This is a genomic window from Rhodococcus sp. 06-156-4 (assembly GCF_002259345.1).
Taxonomy (GTDB): domain Bacteria; phylum Actinomycetota; class Actinomycetes; order Mycobacteriales; family Mycobacteriaceae; genus Rhodococcoides; species Rhodococcoides fascians_E.
This window is the reverse complement of the sequence record NZ_NPGB01000037.1, coordinates 191,354-206,282: the sequence shown is the minus strand read 5'-3', so window position 1 is coordinate 206,282 and position 14,929 is coordinate 191,354. Positions and strand designations below refer to the sequence as shown.

Annotated in this window: 13 protein-coding genes; 5 read left to right on the top strand and 8 right to left on the bottom strand. The window is 62.9% G+C overall.

The window, feature by feature from the left end; genetic code table 11:
* Positions 1-97 precede the first annotated feature (97 nt).
* Complete coding sequence (locus CH290_RS27605; RefSeq protein WP_230620852.1) at positions 98-1,504, top strand: helix-turn-helix transcriptional regulator; 1,407 nt, start codon at positions 98-100, stop codon at positions 1,502-1,504.
* 231 nt (positions 1,505-1,735) lie between these two features.
* On the opposite strand, the gene CH290_RS31000 is transcribed toward CH290_RS27605, so the two are convergent.
* The gene (locus tag CH290_RS31000) at positions 1,736-2,302 is read right to left on the bottom strand and encodes a TetR/AcrR family transcriptional regulator (RefSeq protein WP_033188152.1); all 567 of its coding nucleotides are present in this window, start codon (positions 2,300-2,302) and stop codon (positions 1,736-1,738) included.
* 115 nt (positions 2,303-2,417) lie between these two features.
* Here CH290_RS31000 and CH290_RS27595 point away from each other — a divergent pair, with 115 nt between their 5' ends.
* Positions 2,418-3,608 (top strand): MFS transporter, encoded by a 1,191-nt coding sequence (locus CH290_RS27595; RefSeq protein ID WP_033188153.1) that lies wholly within the window; start codon positions 2,418-2,420, stop codon positions 3,606-3,608.
* Positions 3,609-3,737: 129 nt separating this feature from the next.
* Here the strand turns inward: CH290_RS27595 and CH290_RS27590 are convergent, their stop codons facing one another.
* A complete protein-coding gene (locus tag CH290_RS27590) occupies positions 3,738-4,196 on the bottom strand; it encodes a CGNR zinc finger domain-containing protein (RefSeq protein ID WP_170947500.1) in 459 nt (152 codons plus the stop codon).
* A 269-nt stretch (positions 4,197-4,465) separates the two neighbouring features.
* Between CH290_RS27590 and CH290_RS30450 the strand changes: the two genes are divergently transcribed.
* Positions 4,466-4,639, top strand: coding sequence for a hypothetical protein (locus CH290_RS30450; protein WP_155295506.1), 174 nt, complete (start codon positions 4,466-4,468; stop codon positions 4,637-4,639).
* Positions 4,640-4,716: 77 nt separating this feature from the next.
* The gene (locus CH290_RS30995) at positions 4,717-4,848 is read left to right on the top strand and encodes a hypothetical protein (RefSeq protein WP_254924965.1); all 132 of its coding nucleotides are present in this window, start codon (positions 4,717-4,719) and stop codon (positions 4,846-4,848) included.
* Positions 4,849-5,224: 376 nt separating this feature from the next.
* Here the strand turns inward: CH290_RS30995 and CH290_RS27585 are convergent, their stop codons facing one another.
* Together CH290_RS27585 and CH290_RS27580 are read right to left on the bottom strand one after the other, a co-directional pair.
* Positions 5,225-6,214 carry a hypothetical protein gene (locus CH290_RS27585; RefSeq protein WP_230620854.1) on the bottom strand — a complete coding sequence of 330 codons (990 nt, stop codon included), beginning with the start codon at positions 6,212-6,214 and terminating at the stop codon, positions 5,225-5,227.
* A gap of 201 nt (positions 6,215-6,415) precedes the next feature.
* Complete coding sequence (locus tag CH290_RS27580) at positions 6,416-6,622, bottom strand: hypothetical protein (RefSeq protein ID WP_027494117.1); 207 nt, start codon at positions 6,620-6,622, stop codon at positions 6,416-6,418.
* Between the two features lie 126 nt (positions 6,623-6,748).
* Here CH290_RS27580 and CH290_RS27575 point away from each other — a divergent pair, with 126 nt between their 5' ends.
* Positions 6,749-7,564, top strand: coding sequence for a DNA/RNA non-specific endonuclease (locus tag CH290_RS27575; RefSeq protein WP_230620855.1), 816 nt, complete (start codon positions 6,749-6,751; stop codon positions 7,562-7,564).
* Positions 7,565-7,620: 56 nt separating this feature from the next.
* Here CH290_RS27575 and CH290_RS27570 read toward each other — a convergent pair whose 3' ends face one another.
* The 4 genes from CH290_RS27570 to CH290_RS27555 all read right to left on the bottom strand — a co-directional run bounded on the left by CH290_RS27570 (position 7,621) and on the right by CH290_RS27555 (position 14,924).
* The gene (locus tag CH290_RS27570) at positions 7,621-8,409 is read right to left on the bottom strand and encodes a zeta toxin family protein (RefSeq protein ID WP_230620856.1); all 789 of its coding nucleotides are present in this window, start codon (positions 8,407-8,409) and stop codon (positions 7,621-7,623) included.
* A gap of 100 nt (positions 8,410-8,509) precedes the next feature.
* Positions 8,510-8,959: a hypothetical protein gene (locus CH290_RS27565; RefSeq protein WP_033188156.1), complete on the bottom strand. Its 450-nt coding sequence runs from the start codon at positions 8,957-8,959 to the stop codon at positions 8,510-8,512.
* Between the two features lie 513 nt (positions 8,960-9,472).
* On the bottom strand, positions 9,473-10,897 hold the full coding sequence (locus CH290_RS27560; RefSeq protein WP_033188157.1) for a phenylacetate--CoA ligase family protein: 1,425 nt from the start codon (positions 10,895-10,897) through the stop codon (positions 9,473-9,475).
* A gap of 169 nt (positions 10,898-11,066) precedes the next feature.
* Entirely contained in the window at positions 11,067-14,924 is a 3,858-nt protein-coding gene (locus CH290_RS27555) for an NACHT domain-containing protein (protein ID WP_033188158.1), read from the bottom strand.
* Positions 14,925-14,929 lie beyond the last annotated feature (5 nt).

The following is a 14,929-nucleotide window of genomic DNA, read 5'->3' as shown; positions in this document are numbered from 1 at the left end:
TCCCGCCATCCCGTCGCAAAAGAACTCCGTACAACGGTTAGTTCGAACTATCCGAACGACTACTCCAACTGGCCGGGGTTGCCATTACGCTGCGGGGGTGACCCGTTCCGAACAACTGCACTCCTACACGACCGGCGCAACACTGGAGGCGCTTCGGAACGTGGTGTCCGGACCTCTGGTGGACATCGCGCGTCGTTTCTCCAGCTGGACGGCCAGTCGATACCCGCACACCGCGCTGATCATCTTCACCCGAGAATGCACCGGCCGGCCACGGAAAGTCAGCGGCGACTCCGCCATCGTCGACCACGTGAGTATCAAGGAACTCGACGATCTCAAGGATCACCAATTTCGTGGAGGCGACCGAACGTTGGACGGCGTAGTCACACTGGCCGGATCTGCTCGTCGTGTCGCTGCCCTACTCGACGACGCGACAGACACGTTGCTGGTCATCGTGCCCAAACCAACCGCGACGACGTTCGACACAGCTTCCGACGTCGCGGCCGCGTTCGGCATCGTCGCTACCTCGATCCGGCACCAGGTAGTCCAAGCAAGTCCGGCGTATCTCGCCGAATCCTTGGCCGCATCGAGTGAACGTGCCCGCGCGATCTCGGAGATGGTCGACGTTCACGTCGACACTCTGACCTCGGTACTGTCGACCTTGCGATCAAAAGACCTCGACGACCGACGAGCTAGGGAGACCGCCAGCAACACCGCTTCCGTCGCGCTCGTCCAGCTGCGCTCGATCGAAGAGGCAAACCGCGAGCTCGCTCAGGAAGCCGTCACTACCGCCTTCGCGCGCTTGAGGGGCGAACTCGCACCGCTGCTGGGCCAGTCGTCGATTACTGTGGAATATGTCGATCCGCCTGCCGACGGCAGACCGGTACCCGGCGAAGTCGCGCGGGCAGCACGGGCCGTCGTACGAACCGTCGCACTCGCTTATGCCGCCGATTCCGATGTGAAGCGCATTCGCATCGCATGGGATTGCGACGGAACCAATCTGCTTCTGGAAGTGCGCAACGACGGCCGTCGCGAACTCGGGACTGACGCACTCGCACAACAACTCTCTGGCCGTGTCCACACGCTACGAGGATTCATTACGTTCGAATCCACAGCTGGCTGGGGATCACGGGTCAGCATCACCATCCCCCTCGACCCGCCCGCAGCGCGACCCGACGAACAACTCCTCGCCGGCCTCAACCCTCGCGAGAGAGAAGTTCTCGGCTACCTCGCAATCGGAAAACGCAACAAAGACATCGCATCGAACCTCGGCATCGGCGAAAGCACAGTCAAGTTTCACGTCGCAAGCATCCTCAAAAAGCTCGACGTCACCACCCGCGGAGAAGCTGGTGCATTGGGTATGGAAGCCGGAATGCGAGCTGGGGCCGACACGGTCGTCCCGACTCCCTCGAACAGCACCATCGTGGTCCCTCGGGGTACGACGATGGACCCTGCTCGACCGTGCTCCATCCACGGAACCGGCCGCCATTCGAGCGGTGCGCCTTGAGTCCGCAGTGGCGTCAAAAGGTGAGTACGCGCTGCATCCGCCCAATCGAAAAAAGAATGGTGTCAAGCAATATCGTCGGAAGCAACCACGTAGACGTCGCCACGAGCGATCCTGCCAGAGTCGATTTACCCGAGCCGCCACGCCCGTCGATCGCAACTACAATCGGACCTCGGCGACCCATGGGTGGCGACTCGAACAATAGGTCCAGAAGCCGTCGACCGCTTATCAGCGTCACTTCGTGCACACCCCGACATCGTGAGCGGCGGCGATTGCCGCTACCGCGGCCCGAACAATGTCCCACTGAGCGGGTTCGGCTCGAAAATGCTGATGTATTCCCCAGCCTTCGATGAGTGCGTCCAGCGCCTCCAGGGCGTGCTCACAAAAGTGTGGAGCCAGAACGTCGTGCGTTGTCTGCAGCCATCGAACGCAGATCTCGGCTGCGGCTGAATTGTGGTTCGCGTACGTATACAGCTCGATCATGGCCCGCAGTTGCTCGTCGGACGGACCATGGGTACCGCAGATCATGTCGGTGACGGCGTCCACCGCCCCGTCTCTGCTGTTCACGGTCTCCAGCGCTAGCCGGTGCGTCGTGGATATTTCGTCGTACAACCTTGCGAATGTCTCCTCGATCAGCTGAGTCAACCCGTCGAAGTAGTAGGTCAGAGAACCGAGGGGAACACCTGCTTCCACGGCGATCGCTCGGTGAGTGGTCGCGTGGACACCACGAGCGATGATCACCCGCAGCGCGGCGCTCGTGATCAGATCACGCCGTTCAACGCCACGCTTCTGCTCGACCATGCTCGACCTCACCTTCGGACAGGTTTCGTACATTGCAATAGCAGTGTACATTTGTACACATTCTTAAAGATGTACAGATGTACAAATTTATGCTCTGCTTACCGGAGGTCCTTCTATGTCGATTGCCAGGCGCAAGACAGCTCTGTGCATCTTGTTCTTCATTCCGGGCGTGACCATTTCGACCTGGGTGACCAGAACTCCTGCAATTCGTGACAGCCTCTCCGCTAGCACCGGCCAGATGGGCCTGGTGCTGTTCGGCCTAGCACTCGGAGCGATGCTCGGAATCTTGTCCTCCGGATCGCTGGTGTCTCGGTTCGGAACCAAACCGATCATCGCTGTCGGGATGGCGGGCATCGTTGCGAGCATGTTCGTCATCGGCCTCGGGTCTGCTCTGTCGATCGCGCCGATCGTCATGGGCGGACTCGGCGTATTCGGAATAGGAATGGGCGCGGCCGAAGTCGCCATGAATATCGAGGGCGCCGACGTCGAAGCTCGGACCGGCAAGCCCTTTCTGATGGCGATGCACGGGTTCTTCAGCCTGGGCACTGTATTCGGCGCTACAGCAGGCATCGTGTTCACGTGGATCGACTTTTCCGTCGTACTGCACTTGGCCGTCGTCGGCCTTGCAGCGCTTCTCGCGTTGGTCACCAATATCGGCGTACTGCCTGCAGGCACTGGAATTTCGCGAGTACCGAAGAACGAGCCCCTGTTCGTCGAAGCCGGACCTCTGTGGAAAGACACCAAGCTCGTTGCAATTGGTTTCGTAGTGTTGGCTCTCGCCCTGGCAGAGGGCACCGCCAACGATTGGCTCCCTTTGATCATGGTGGACGAACACGGGTTCGATCAGTCAATGGGATCGATGGTGTATGCGGCGTTTGCGCTGTCCATGACCATCGGCCGATTCTGCGGCGGCAGGATTGTCGAACTCTTCGGTCGAAGCGAAGTGCTCACCGCCAGCGCGGCTTTCGCTGCGCTGGGCCTGCTGCTCGTGTCAGTGGTGAACAATCAGGTGGCTGCCGGTGCCGCTGTGGTGTTGTGGGGCCTCGGCGCTTCGCTCGGATTTCCACTGGCGATATCGCTCGCCGGCGACTCCGGCCCGAACCCGGCAGCTAGGGTGTCATTCGTATCGACATTAGGGTACATTGCATTCCTCGTCGGTCCTCCTTCTCTCGGGTTCCTCGGCGAGATGTTTAGCCTGCGAGGCGCCCTCCTCGCGCCCATCGTCGTTGTGATCGCCGCAGCGGTGCTGATTCCAGCGACGCAGAAACGCCGCACGTCCAAGAAGACGACGGTCACTTCGCGCTGAGCGTGAGCCGTTGGATTCGCATGCAACCGGCGACTGGGATGCGACAGGAGTCGAGACGAAAGCGCACTTACGACAGTAGGTCAGACTTATTCTGTGAGGCTATCTCTGAAAGAGTAGCAAGGCTGGCGTTCACAGAAGGCGGCGACGAGCGCGTGAAGCTTTGAGGTTCGCGGCATTGCCGCATGTTCTTGTGTCGTGCCATTTTCGGCTAGAGTTGCGCGATTCGTCGAAAAATGCAACGCGGCATTCCGGGGCGGCACACGTTTTCAAACGTATCAGCATACCCGTTTGTGCTGCCAGTAGTAGCTCTAACGTGATCAACGAGGCCAGGCCGCGTGCGCCACCGGCGGTAGGGTGATAGTGGAGTACACCGTCCTTCGCCAACCCCACGCTGACCGACTCCCCCGCACCGTCAAAGGTGTCTGTGCGTCCATCCAGCCAGGAGTTGCACTGCGCCCGGACTTTGCGAAGTTGCATTAAGTCGCCCCCTTCTATACGAATCTGGGGGTCTACCTGGCCGGTCTGCTGCGACCAGAGCTTCAGGGCTGCCTTCGACCAGTCGTTCGCGACTGCAGTTGTTTCCAACATGTCCCTAAACCGCAATCCAACACTTTTGGTGTTCAACAGTTCTTGTGGCAGGCACAGGCCCCGTGGCGCTGGGCGCAGATTCCAACGCGAGCTACTAGTAAATGTAGGATGACGCATCAAGTTGACCTACTGATTGTCGTGCCAGTAGCGGCGATCGGGTCGGCGAAGTTGGAGTAGATGACTGGCGGGCGGCCAGTGGCGCCTAGACTAGGCCGACGTCGTCGGTTTGTATCGCCGACCGCGATCACTGTGAGAGTGGTGGTCAGGCGTTGACCGCTATCACCGTTGTGGTGGTCGGTGTTGATCACGAGTTCAATCGCGGTGGCTCAGGCAATGAGGGTTTGACCTTCGATGTCGATGGTGCAACTAAAGTAGATGACATCATTGATATTCCTGCACTATTCATCGACCTTGCACCCTGCGTCGACGCGGCGGTCGAGTGAATCGAGATTGGGGTCATTCTCGGATCTAATCACCCATCACTATATAAGCTTCGAAACGGTCTGCCGCGGTGTGCGCTGTGCTGGCCGAATCGGCCGCCGACGGCAGACTGGTGCCCGGTGATATCGCACAGGCAGCGTCGGCCGTCGTACGAACCTTTGCACTCGCCTACGCCGCCGATCCCGACGTGAAGCGCATTCGTATCACGTGAGATTGCGACGGAATGAATCGGCTTCTGGAAATGCACAGCGATGGCCACCGAGAACTCGGCGCCGACTCACTTGCACAACAACTTTAGGTTGTGCCCCGAGGCTACGGGGATTCATTGTGTTCGAGTCCACCGCAGGCTGGGATCACGGGTCAGCATCACCATCTCCCTCAGCCCTCCCCCCGGCGCGACCCGGCCGAACAAGCCCGCGCCGGCCTCACCCCCCCGCGAGAGAGAAGTTCTCGGATACCTCGCAATCGGGTACGGGGAGGGGTGTCATACGAGGACGCGGTCATCGGCAAACTATAAACCGGTCCTATGTCAGGTAGATCCGTCAGGACCCCTTGACGCTCCTCCCATCGCCGGGTCGCAGCGCGAATCAAGAGGGAGTGGCCTCGTCGCCGAGCAGATCGAGAGTGCGCTGCAACAGTGCCTCGATCCGGTCCTCGACGTCGTCGACCATGTCCGGGACATCGGCCAGGGCGGTGTGCGCGCGTCGACGTGCGTCGACACCAGCGCGGTAGTACCCGGAATCGAGTTCAGCTGGTGTGGGCTCGGGGCGAACGATGTCGATCTGTTCGGCGTCGGCGCGTGGTCTGGTGATGCGTCGCCGCGGGGTGTGCAGCGGTGAGAGCCCGGTGCGGTGCGCGGCGATCACCGATCCGATCTCGGCAGCGGTCATCGCGGCGGCCGGCAAGGGTAGGTGACCCCACCGGTCGATCGGGACCGCGACCGGACCGCCGCGGTGCGGCAGACCGGTCATGTCGGGAAACGTGTTGCGCTGCAGACGCTCTGCGAGCAACGCGGTCGAGGGATACCGGTCGGAAAACTGCAGGACGGTGTTCCACCGTTCCCACACCTCGACCGGCCGAAAGCCGGTCACCTCGTGGGGGTCGATGCGGATGCGGTGGTGTCCGCCGATCCAGATGCTGCCTCCGTCGACGCTGATGTCGTCTCGGTCGAGTTCTGCAATAGCGTTGTAGGACAGGCCCGCCCCGGCCAGGAGAAGGAGTACGGCGTCGCGGCGCCCGAACAATGCTGCCGTCGACCCTTCGGTCGGCAATGCGGCCGCGATCGCATGAAACGCCGCGGCCCGTCGGGTGGTTTTGTCGGTGCGTGCAGAGTCCAATGCGAGCCGTAGCGAGGTGACCCGTCCTGGGGCGGGGTGGCCAGCGTCGAGGTGAGCGCGGTTGATCGCGGAGACCCGGCGTAGCTGGACTGTGTCGCCGGCGGGGTTCTCGTCGAGGAACTGCGCCAGCGTGATCGGCGTAGCGGGTAGCGGCGAGGTGTCGGCGGCGGCGCACCAGTCGGCGAACAGCGCCCACTGGTAGCGGTAGCTCTTCACCGCGCTGCCCTGTCTCGATGTCACGTGTGCGACGGTACCGGCCTGAACCGACAGATCAGGGTCAGCGGCGCCGGCGCTTCACCAGGATCTTCACGGCCCTATCCGGGTACGTCACCTGCCCTCCACGGTGAAACCTGGTGGCCAGATGACAGTAACCGTGCTGATCGATGACAAGAGCCACAGGACCCATGCGGTCCTGTGGCTCGTCGACGTTGTGAGGAGGAACTACTCTGCGAGCTTGGCGATCGACTGCGCCCACAGGAAGTATTTGTTGCGTCCGAGGTCGCCTATGGTCGTGATGTTGAACGCGGCCTTGAGGTGCTCGGCGTCACCGGGGCTCACGCCCTGTAGGGCTTCGACGGGTGCGTCGACGAGTTCGGTGAGCGGCTTGTCTTCGTATGCCTTGTCGAGCTTGTCAGCGATTCCAGCCATGGATATGCCTCCTTGATCTCGTGTGCAGGCGCTCGGTTTCGGGCGCCGCCATCCGAGGGTACGGAACCAAGCCCGAGAACAGGGTGTGTTCACGTGCCCGTCACGATCGACCGGTTCACTGAGTCGGTGACCTCCCCTACCGGCTACGACGCCACGTTCCTCTCCACGACCGAACTCGGTGCGCCCACGCGCACCGGTCTTGTCGTGCTGCCGTACACGCATTTCACGGTGGCGATCGATCCCGATCGGCGTCTCGCCGCGAGTACCGCGGTGAACATCGACGGCACACTGTTACGCGAGGTCGAACGCGGCGACGACTGGCAACTCGATCCACGCCTCCCCGCCACCCAGCAGGCCGGCCCCGAGCTGTACGCCAGCAACGATCTCGACCGCGGACATTTGGTGCGCCGCCGCGACCCCGTATGGGGCACCGTCGCGGTCGCCGAGCAGGCAAACGCCGACACGTTCCACTACACCGTGTGCGCGCCGCAGACCGCGACCTTGAACCAGTCGAAAACATTGTGGCTCGGCCTGGAGGACTACGTCCTCGACCACGCCCGGCAGTACGGGCAGCGGCTGTCGGTGTTCTCCGGATGCATCTTCGCCGCCGACGATCCGGTGTACCGGGGCGTGGCCATCCCGCGCCGGTTCTTCAAAATCGCTGCCTGGGAACAAGACTCTGTGCTCGCTGCGACGGGATACATTCTCGATCAAACACCGTCGCTGGGTCCGATTCTCGAACGCCCCGCCCGAGCTGATACCACTACTCCCCCACTCGGCCCGTATCGAACCTTCCAGGTCCCGATCGAAGACATTGCAGGCGCGACCGAGCTGTCGATGAACCAGCTCATCGCCGCGGATCGGTACGCGCTTGCGCCCGCTGCACGGCTCGAACTTGGGCGGTGGACAGAACTGACGTCCCACACGGACATCGTTATCTAGCAGGCAGATCCGTCAACCCTGCGACGCCGGCGGTAGAGCTGGTCGCACCACAGACCTCAGAAAGGTCCCGGTCCGGGAGCGGCGCGATTGTCCGCGCCGTGGGAGTACACCACGATCCCGTTCTCCTTCACCCACGTCTCGTCACCGCCGCCGAGGTGCTCGACGAGCAATTCGACCGTCGGGATCTCGGCAGCGAGTGTATGGTCGAACGCCGCCCGGGCGTTGCGGGCGCAGATCGTCACCTCGGTGCCGCCTGAGTAGAGCGCGTCGATGACGAACCCTGGGGTGAAGCGGCCACCGAACGAATCGCCGCCATTGATGGCATCGAGACGGCCGCGCCACCATCTGGTCAACGCCCTCGCTCGGGTGATCTCGGCGGGAGCCTCGACATCGAGGATCGTGAACTTCTCGTAGTCCGCAGATGCAAGATCGCTCAGCAGCCGCGGACCCAGGCCAGGCCAACTGAACGTACCCTCCAGAACAATGTTTTCCCCACGCGCCAAGCAGATCTCGGTGATCGCATCGAGAAGCATCGTCGACTCGGAATGCACCAGGGTTGCGAGCTCGCGCGGCATGACCGAATGCCCGTCCGGCAGCGTCCGGCCCAACAGGTCGTCGTAGACACCGCAGGCGACCGCGTCGCGCAGTAGATAGTCCTTGATGACGTCAGCATCGAGTACCCGCCACCCTTGTCCGGCGAGACGCCGGCGGTTGATACTCGACGATTTGCCCACCCCCGGAGGTCCGGCGGTCGCCAGGGCGAGGAATTGCCGACCGACGGCGACGTCAGTGTGATCGGCGAGGAAGGCGTCGACAATCTGATCACGGGTTCGGCGGCGTGGCACCGGATCAAAGGCGTGAAGCGAAGCTCTTGGCCCGTTCTTGTCAAGTATGCCGCCGGGGCGGCACCAGGATTCGAGCTCGGACGCGGCCGCGGTGGCAGGGTCAGAGTGCATTCGCCTGCGCACGCCGGTCGGCCGTAGCCGCGAGAAGCACCCGGTAATCCACGTCGTCGAGGAGATCCCCAGCGCGTTCGATCTGATCCCACGAACCCCGCACGTAGCTCTCCCCCGCCGGGTCGTCGGCGGCGTCGTGCCCGAACGTGTACGGCCACGCGAGGAGTTCGGCGATCATCGCGTCGTGAGCCACGATCTTCGCGGCGTGCTCGAGTAGCACTTCGCGGGGGCTTCGTTCGCGTGCTGCGGGATTCAATCGCAGCTTCTTGACGATGCGGCTCACCTCCGGCTGGGTGATCGCGAGGTTCTTCGCGATCACCCGCTGCGGAATACCGTTGTCGACGGCGAGGGCGACAGCGCGCAGGAGTTTGAGCTGCAGAAGTTCACGCTCGGCGGGTATCGCGCGCAAATCACGTTCCATGCCATGGGCCAGCGACATATCGAACCTCCTCAGCTGCAGTTATACCAAATTGTATCACCACCGTGGGGGCTGGTCCGTGTCGTGCATCTGAGCGTCGCAATCACACGTTGTGCGCACAGAACCGGCTCTGCTGTGCATCGTTCAGTCATTCGAACGATATACACGCGGATGGTCCGATTCATTCGATCAACCGACATTATCCGCTGTGGGGGGCCGTCGGGTACGGCATTCCTACGTCTAGATTTCTTGCGGCGTTCTGTGTGCGAGGTGGGGCTTCGTCGTCCAGTCCTCCGGGATTCTCGCTCGCGCATTTCTTCGGCAGCGTGGATCGTATCGGCCACATGTTCGAACCTTTGGTGCGCTCAATCATTCGTTCAACCGACAGACCGCAGCGCGACTGTCATTCGAACAGTCGACATGAATCGAACGTATCGTCGAGAAATCGAGACAACGATCGAACATGCGGTCGAAACGCTGGATGCGTACACCTCCCTCGGGTCGGGTCGGTGTACGCATCCGGACATGGTCGCGCTATTGAAGCGATTTCTGCTTCCCGCCGGTGACGAAGCCCTCGGACCGGAACGGCTCGAGCCGGACGACGGGTTCGGCTGCCTGACCCTTCTGATCGTGTACGACGCGGTACTCCGCGCTCAGCTGTCGCAGGCTGGCGATGGACAGCTGCTTCACGTGCTCGGCGGTCTCGGTGTCGGGCTGTTGCTGGGGACGAAGCTCGACGTCGAGGGTGAGGATCTGACGTTGCTCATCATCCACCACGCAGCGGGCGATGAAACGCCCGGTCAACCGGGTTGCGAGCGAGATGTGCTCGACAGCAGGCCGGAAGTAGTCGGGGTAGATGTTGACGGCACTGTAGATCGCGGCGATGTCGGTACGCCCGTGCACGAGAAGATACGACCCCTTCGGGTCTATCCCCTCCGCCAAGGCAGCGTATCCGGCATCTCGCAACCGGTCACGAATATCGCTGCCGGAAAGGGTTTGTCCGCGGTCGTTGACTCGATAGCGGACCAGCGGCAGCACTCCCCCGACGGTGAAGAGGAGGTAACCGTCGGAATCGACTTCGATGTAGGTGTAGTTCGGTTCGTATTGCACGAATGCGGGTTGCTGGACGAGTTCCCCATCGCTGTACGCGCTGCCGAACATCACGGTGTTCAGAACCCGGTCGTGGGCGGCTTCTGTGCGGACCGCGATGGTGGCCGCTGTTTCGTAACCTACGAACCCGACGTCGGTCGCCCCGTACACCACACGCACTCGATCGCCGTCGGGGTCGTCGAGCATGGAGTGGACGAGCGAGCGCCACGCTTCGCTGACCGGTTCGCCGCCGACGATCACCACGGCGTTGTGTCGCCGCAGGAGGTCGCCGTAGGTGTCGAGAAGGTCCCGGGCGATCGGTGGATAGGCGAAGACGACGACCTGCTCGTAGCCGTCGCCGGCCGCGGAGATCACGTCCGCGACCGCTTGCGGGTCCATGCCTGGTGTCGCGATGGAGATGCGGTGACCTCGGCGTCGGAGTTCGAGCAACATCGCGTACATGAACGCACCCCCGACGTATGGCCCGAGGGGGAACGTCACGATCGCGAGCGTTGCGCGGTGTTCGGTGTCGGCGCACTCTCTCAGAACACGTCCGAACATCGCCGATCCGTGATCGGTACTGCGTTGACCTCGTGACCAGAATGTCGGCGTACCGGAGGAGCCGGCGCTGGCCGCGATGGTTTCGACGTCCTCCGGGCGGCCGGACTGCAGATCGGACAAGATGTTGATCCGGCGATAGCTGTCCTTGGAGGTGGGTGGCAGCTGCGACAGGTCGGTCATGGAGGAGATCGAGTCGAGGTCGATGCCGTGTTCGCGAAGCAGACGTCGGTACGCGTTCACCTCGATGGCGATGGAGTGCACGATGTTCAGTGCGCTCTCTAGTGGGTCGTGTGGATCGGCTGTGTTCATGCCGGGACCACCTTTCGATCATGACCCGCCGCCGCAGTGCCGAACGGTGAACGGGCCCGTGGATGAAGACCCTTCGATCCGACCGTGATCCGATGATGTTCGAGTGTTCGAGAAATCGAGAACATCGATAGTGCGAGGTCAACGGTGTGCTCGCACAGCGGTGTTCATGTCAGTCGCGGGCGTGCTGGGCATCGTCGTGTTCTTGCTGTGCTGCGGCGAACGCCTTCTGCTTGGCCGTGAGTTCGAACTGCATTCCGATCGTCGTGCCGTAGCTGTCGATCGCGGCGCACAGTTCCGGCCGGATCGGCTCCCAGTTGTCCCGCGCCTTGAGCCGGTAGAAGCTCGATCGGGAAATTGCGAACAGTGTTCGCGCGATGTGATCGTCGTTCTTGGTGCCGGTGTGGCGGCGGATCAGGTGATATGCCGAATCGGCGGCGTGTTCGAATTGTCGTAGGCGGCGCGTCATAGTCTCCCGGGCGCGGATCCGTCGTCGATCGTTCTCGCTGACGTCGCCCGATCCGCTGGGCTCGTCAGCATGGACAGGATCCGATGGTGTCGGTGTCGGTGGGGGTGGGGGTGTGGCGTGGTGGGTTGTGAGTATCTCGGGGAAGGTGCCGGTGCCGATGACACGCGGGGTGAGATCGAGGTGGTGTCCGAATTCTCGTGCGCGGTCTGCGAACAACGCGGAATCGAGTAACCCGTGGATCAACTGCGTGGATGTTTGCGGTGGTGCGGTGCGTACGAGATGCGCCAGTTGTTGGTAGTGGCGGGTGTCGGCCCGGCGGAGTATCGCGGTGACTGCGCTTTTGAGTTTGTTGGAGGCCTTGGTCCGGAGGTTCTTGTCCAGCGGCGCAAGCGTGGTGCAGGTGACGCCGAGGTGCTCGAGTGCACTGTCGATCTGCCCGGTCTCGGCTTCGGTGCGGAGGAATCGGGCGAGGTGGCGCACGCCGGCGACATCGGTGGCGTGGGTGCCGTCCAGTCGGGGCGCGAAGGTCAGGGCGTGCACTCTTGCCCACTGGTCAGGGGTGGGAACCGGTTGATGAGCAAGGGTTTCCAGGAGGGCGTTTCGTGCTGCTTCGACGATCACGGGTGGGACTCGGGTGTGTGGGTGAGCGGCGATCACCGGTTCGGGGGCACTGCTGATGGCGACGAACCGGCTCAGCAATGCGATCGCGGGCTCGGTCGCCCCGGCTGTGCGTGCGCTGATGCCGATGGTGGTGAGAAGGTTCGCTTTGCCTTGCGGGCTGCTCGCCTGATCGAACCATGCGGTGAGTTCGTCGAGGGTGGGGGCGATGATGTCGTGGCGCATGAGCAGTCGGAGCATGTCGGCGCCTGCTTGTTGGCTGTTGTCCTTGCCGGTGATCAAGTGCGCGGTCCAGTTCCGCAGCGCAGCGGCGTGTGCCCGCAGCGACGTGTGAATGTCCTGCTGTAGCAGAAGGTCTTTGACCGTCCCGGGTCGGCCGACATGACGCGCGATCGCCAGCGCTGCGGGAACGAGTCGCTCGGGTTGTTCGTGGACTCGATCCAGCACACGGTCGAGGAAGATGTTCGCGGCCTGACGATCGAGTGTGATGGTGACGTCGATGCGCGAGAGGCGCTCTGCGGCAGCGATTGCGGTGGGTTCGCCGCAGACGATTGCTGCCGGGGCGAGCGCGACCAGATGGTTGCCAGTGGTGAACAACCGGTCGTCGCGGCCGTAGGTACGGATAGATGGGGACATGATGTCGTGGACGACGCCGACGGGAATAGCGGGATCCATCAGTGTCTGTCGCGCGATGGCCGCCCACAGTCCGGCGCCGGGGGTGAAGTTCTGATGTTCGGTGGGTAGGTGGCCATCGAGTAGAGCGGAGAGGATCGTGATCAACGAGGCCCGCGCTGGTGATGGCATGACGAGGACTTCGGACAGGCATCCGCGGGTGAGTTGTCTCGGCGCCGCGGCTCCGGTCACGGCGAACAACCTGACGAAGGTCGCATCGACTGTGCGCTGGTGGTGTGGTTCGTATAGGCGAGCGAGCACGACACCGACTGCGATCAGGCGTGCACCGATGATCGGATCACGATCTCCGCCCCCGCATTCGAGTCTGCTGCACAGATCGTCGACCCACGTGAGCCAGGTTCGTTCCCAGTCCGGCGCGAGATGGTCTCGGTGCGCGTCGGCGGCGATGACAGCGGCAAGGGCGCGGCGGACGACTTCGGCGTCACTATCGCCTGATCGTGCCTGCACGAGACCTATCAGATTCTCGAGATCACCGAGAAAAGCGTTGCCCTGCAGTGCGCTCCAGGATTCGGCAACCATGTTGAGGTAGCGGGCGATCGTCTGCTTGCCCTGCCGGATCGATTCCTTCTTCGCCTGTTTCTCCGGGTCGGTGAGACCGTCGATCACGGTGAGCACCGCATCACGAACGAGATCAGGGTCGGCAGGGGCAAGGCTGTGGAGCAGGGAACGGGGTTCACTGCTCGAACGCAGGTACGACTGCTCGGTGCCGGCGAGGACGCCGTACATTCCGGTGCGCCGTACCAGGGAGGCGATGTCGTCCGGTCCGCGTCCGACGAGGTAGGCGGCAGTGGTGGTGACGGCTGGGCGCAGCTCGGGCCGGTCGAGCCACAACCGATGTAGATGTTCGGCGACCGAGGCGATGTGGCTGTGGACGCGAGGCAGCGTCCGCAGAAACCGGCGAAGTTGGTCGTCGGTGACGGACGCGACCACGTCGACGGTGAGTGCGAGAACATCAGGGTGGTGCGCCCAGACGGTCATGGCGATCGAAATCAGATGCGGATGACCGGTATCGATGAGATCCAAGCAGCCCGTCTGTACCGCAGTGTGCGCGAGCGCATCCGCACCCAGCAGAGTCAACGTTTGTTCGACCACAGCACCGAGAAACAGATCGTCCGGCGCCGCGGTCAAGCGTGTGATCAGCCGGGGCAGTTCGCTGTCGGCGCCGCGTGCAGCGAGCCCCTTCGCCGCGGCGAATTCGAAAAACGTCTGGTGGAGAAAGCGGACACGATCATCGGTGATGATTAGCACGCCGCGTCGGGTCAGCGTCCGGATGTGGCCGCGCAGTGCCACATCGTCGAGTGTGTGGCCACCGGCCACCGCGGCCTGGGCAGCGCGGCGAACGAGTACCTCGATCGGTGGTTCGGGAGTGCCCAGAGCGAGCATGGCGATGGCCAGGGCGCCGGCAGTAATGGACAGATCGCCGGCGGAGTCAGCGGTCTCGTCCGGTCCTGAACGGTGATCGGCGACGATCCGCCGCGACCAGAACAGCTCGTAGAGACCGGTGACGTCGAGCTCGAGATGGGGGAACTGCGGCGAAGTCAAGGAGAACAGCAGCCGCAGCAGTAGCGGGCTGGTGCAGACGTCGTCCACGAGGAGACCGCGGGCGCGGGCGGACTGGATCGCCGTGACCGGGTGAGCAGGTACTACCGCTGCGTCGGTGCAGAATTCAGCGATCAGGGCCTCGATCGCGACGGGGAGTTCGGAGTCCGGGGAGTAGGGGCCGAGGGTGACCTTGTGACCTGAGTTCGTGGGAAGACTCGCTCCCTCCGTAGGTCTGGTCGTCACCACGACCGGAGTACCCAGTCGGGCGAGCGTTGTGATCAGATCGATGACCGCCACGCGAGCGGAGGCGCTGTGCAGCAGGAGATCTGCGGTGTCGAGGAGCACGACGGCGCCGGGCCGATCGGTGACCGCTGCCGTGATGTCTTGAGCCGAGGTGATCTGTGTGCCGTCGGTCGAGCGTTGCAGCCATGTCGCCGATACCAGCAGAGGGCGCCGTCCGCGGCGGCGCAGAGCGCGGTGCAGCGACCACATCAGTGTCGACTTCCCGTGCCCGGCCTCACCGACAACGATCTGCGGCTCGGACCCTTCGCGTAGTACGCGGCCGAGCAGTGAGGCTTCGATATCGCGGCGCACGTACCAGTCCTCGGCGCCGCCATCGATCCCTCGGATGTCTATGTCGTCGAGGAGGTGCCCGGACAGTCTCTCCAGACGATCCCACTGCAGCGAACCGGACCCAGCGATGGTCATATCGC

Excerpts from the sequence above, each read along its gene's own strand:
- CH290_RS31000 (WP_033188152.1), bottom strand. The coding sequence starts at position 2,302 with ATGGTCGAGCAGAAGCGTGGCGTTGAACGGCGTGATCTGATCACGAGC.
- CH290_RS27595 (WP_033188153.1), top strand. The coding sequence starts at position 2,418 with ATGTCGATTGCCAGGCGCAAGACAGCTCTGTGCATCTTGTTCTTCATT.
- CH290_RS27590 (WP_170947500.1), bottom strand. The coding sequence starts at position 4,196 with ATGTTGGAAACAACTGCAGTCGCGAACGACTGGTCGAAGGCAGCCCTG.
- CH290_RS27580 (WP_027494117.1), bottom strand. The coding sequence starts at position 6,622 with ATGGCTGGAATCGCTGACAAGCTCGACAAGGCATACGAAGACAAGCCG.
- CH290_RS27565 (WP_033188156.1), bottom strand. The coding sequence starts at position 8,959 with ATGTCGCTGGCCCATGGCATGGAACGTGATTTGCGCGCGATACCCGCC.
- CH290_RS27560 (WP_033188157.1), bottom strand. The coding sequence starts at position 10,897 with ATGAACACAGCCGATCCACACGACCCACTAGAGAGCGCACTGAACATC.
- CH290_RS27555 (WP_033188158.1), bottom strand. The coding sequence starts at position 14,924 with ATGACCATCGCTGGGTCCGGTTCGCTGCAGTGGGATCGTCTGGAGAGA.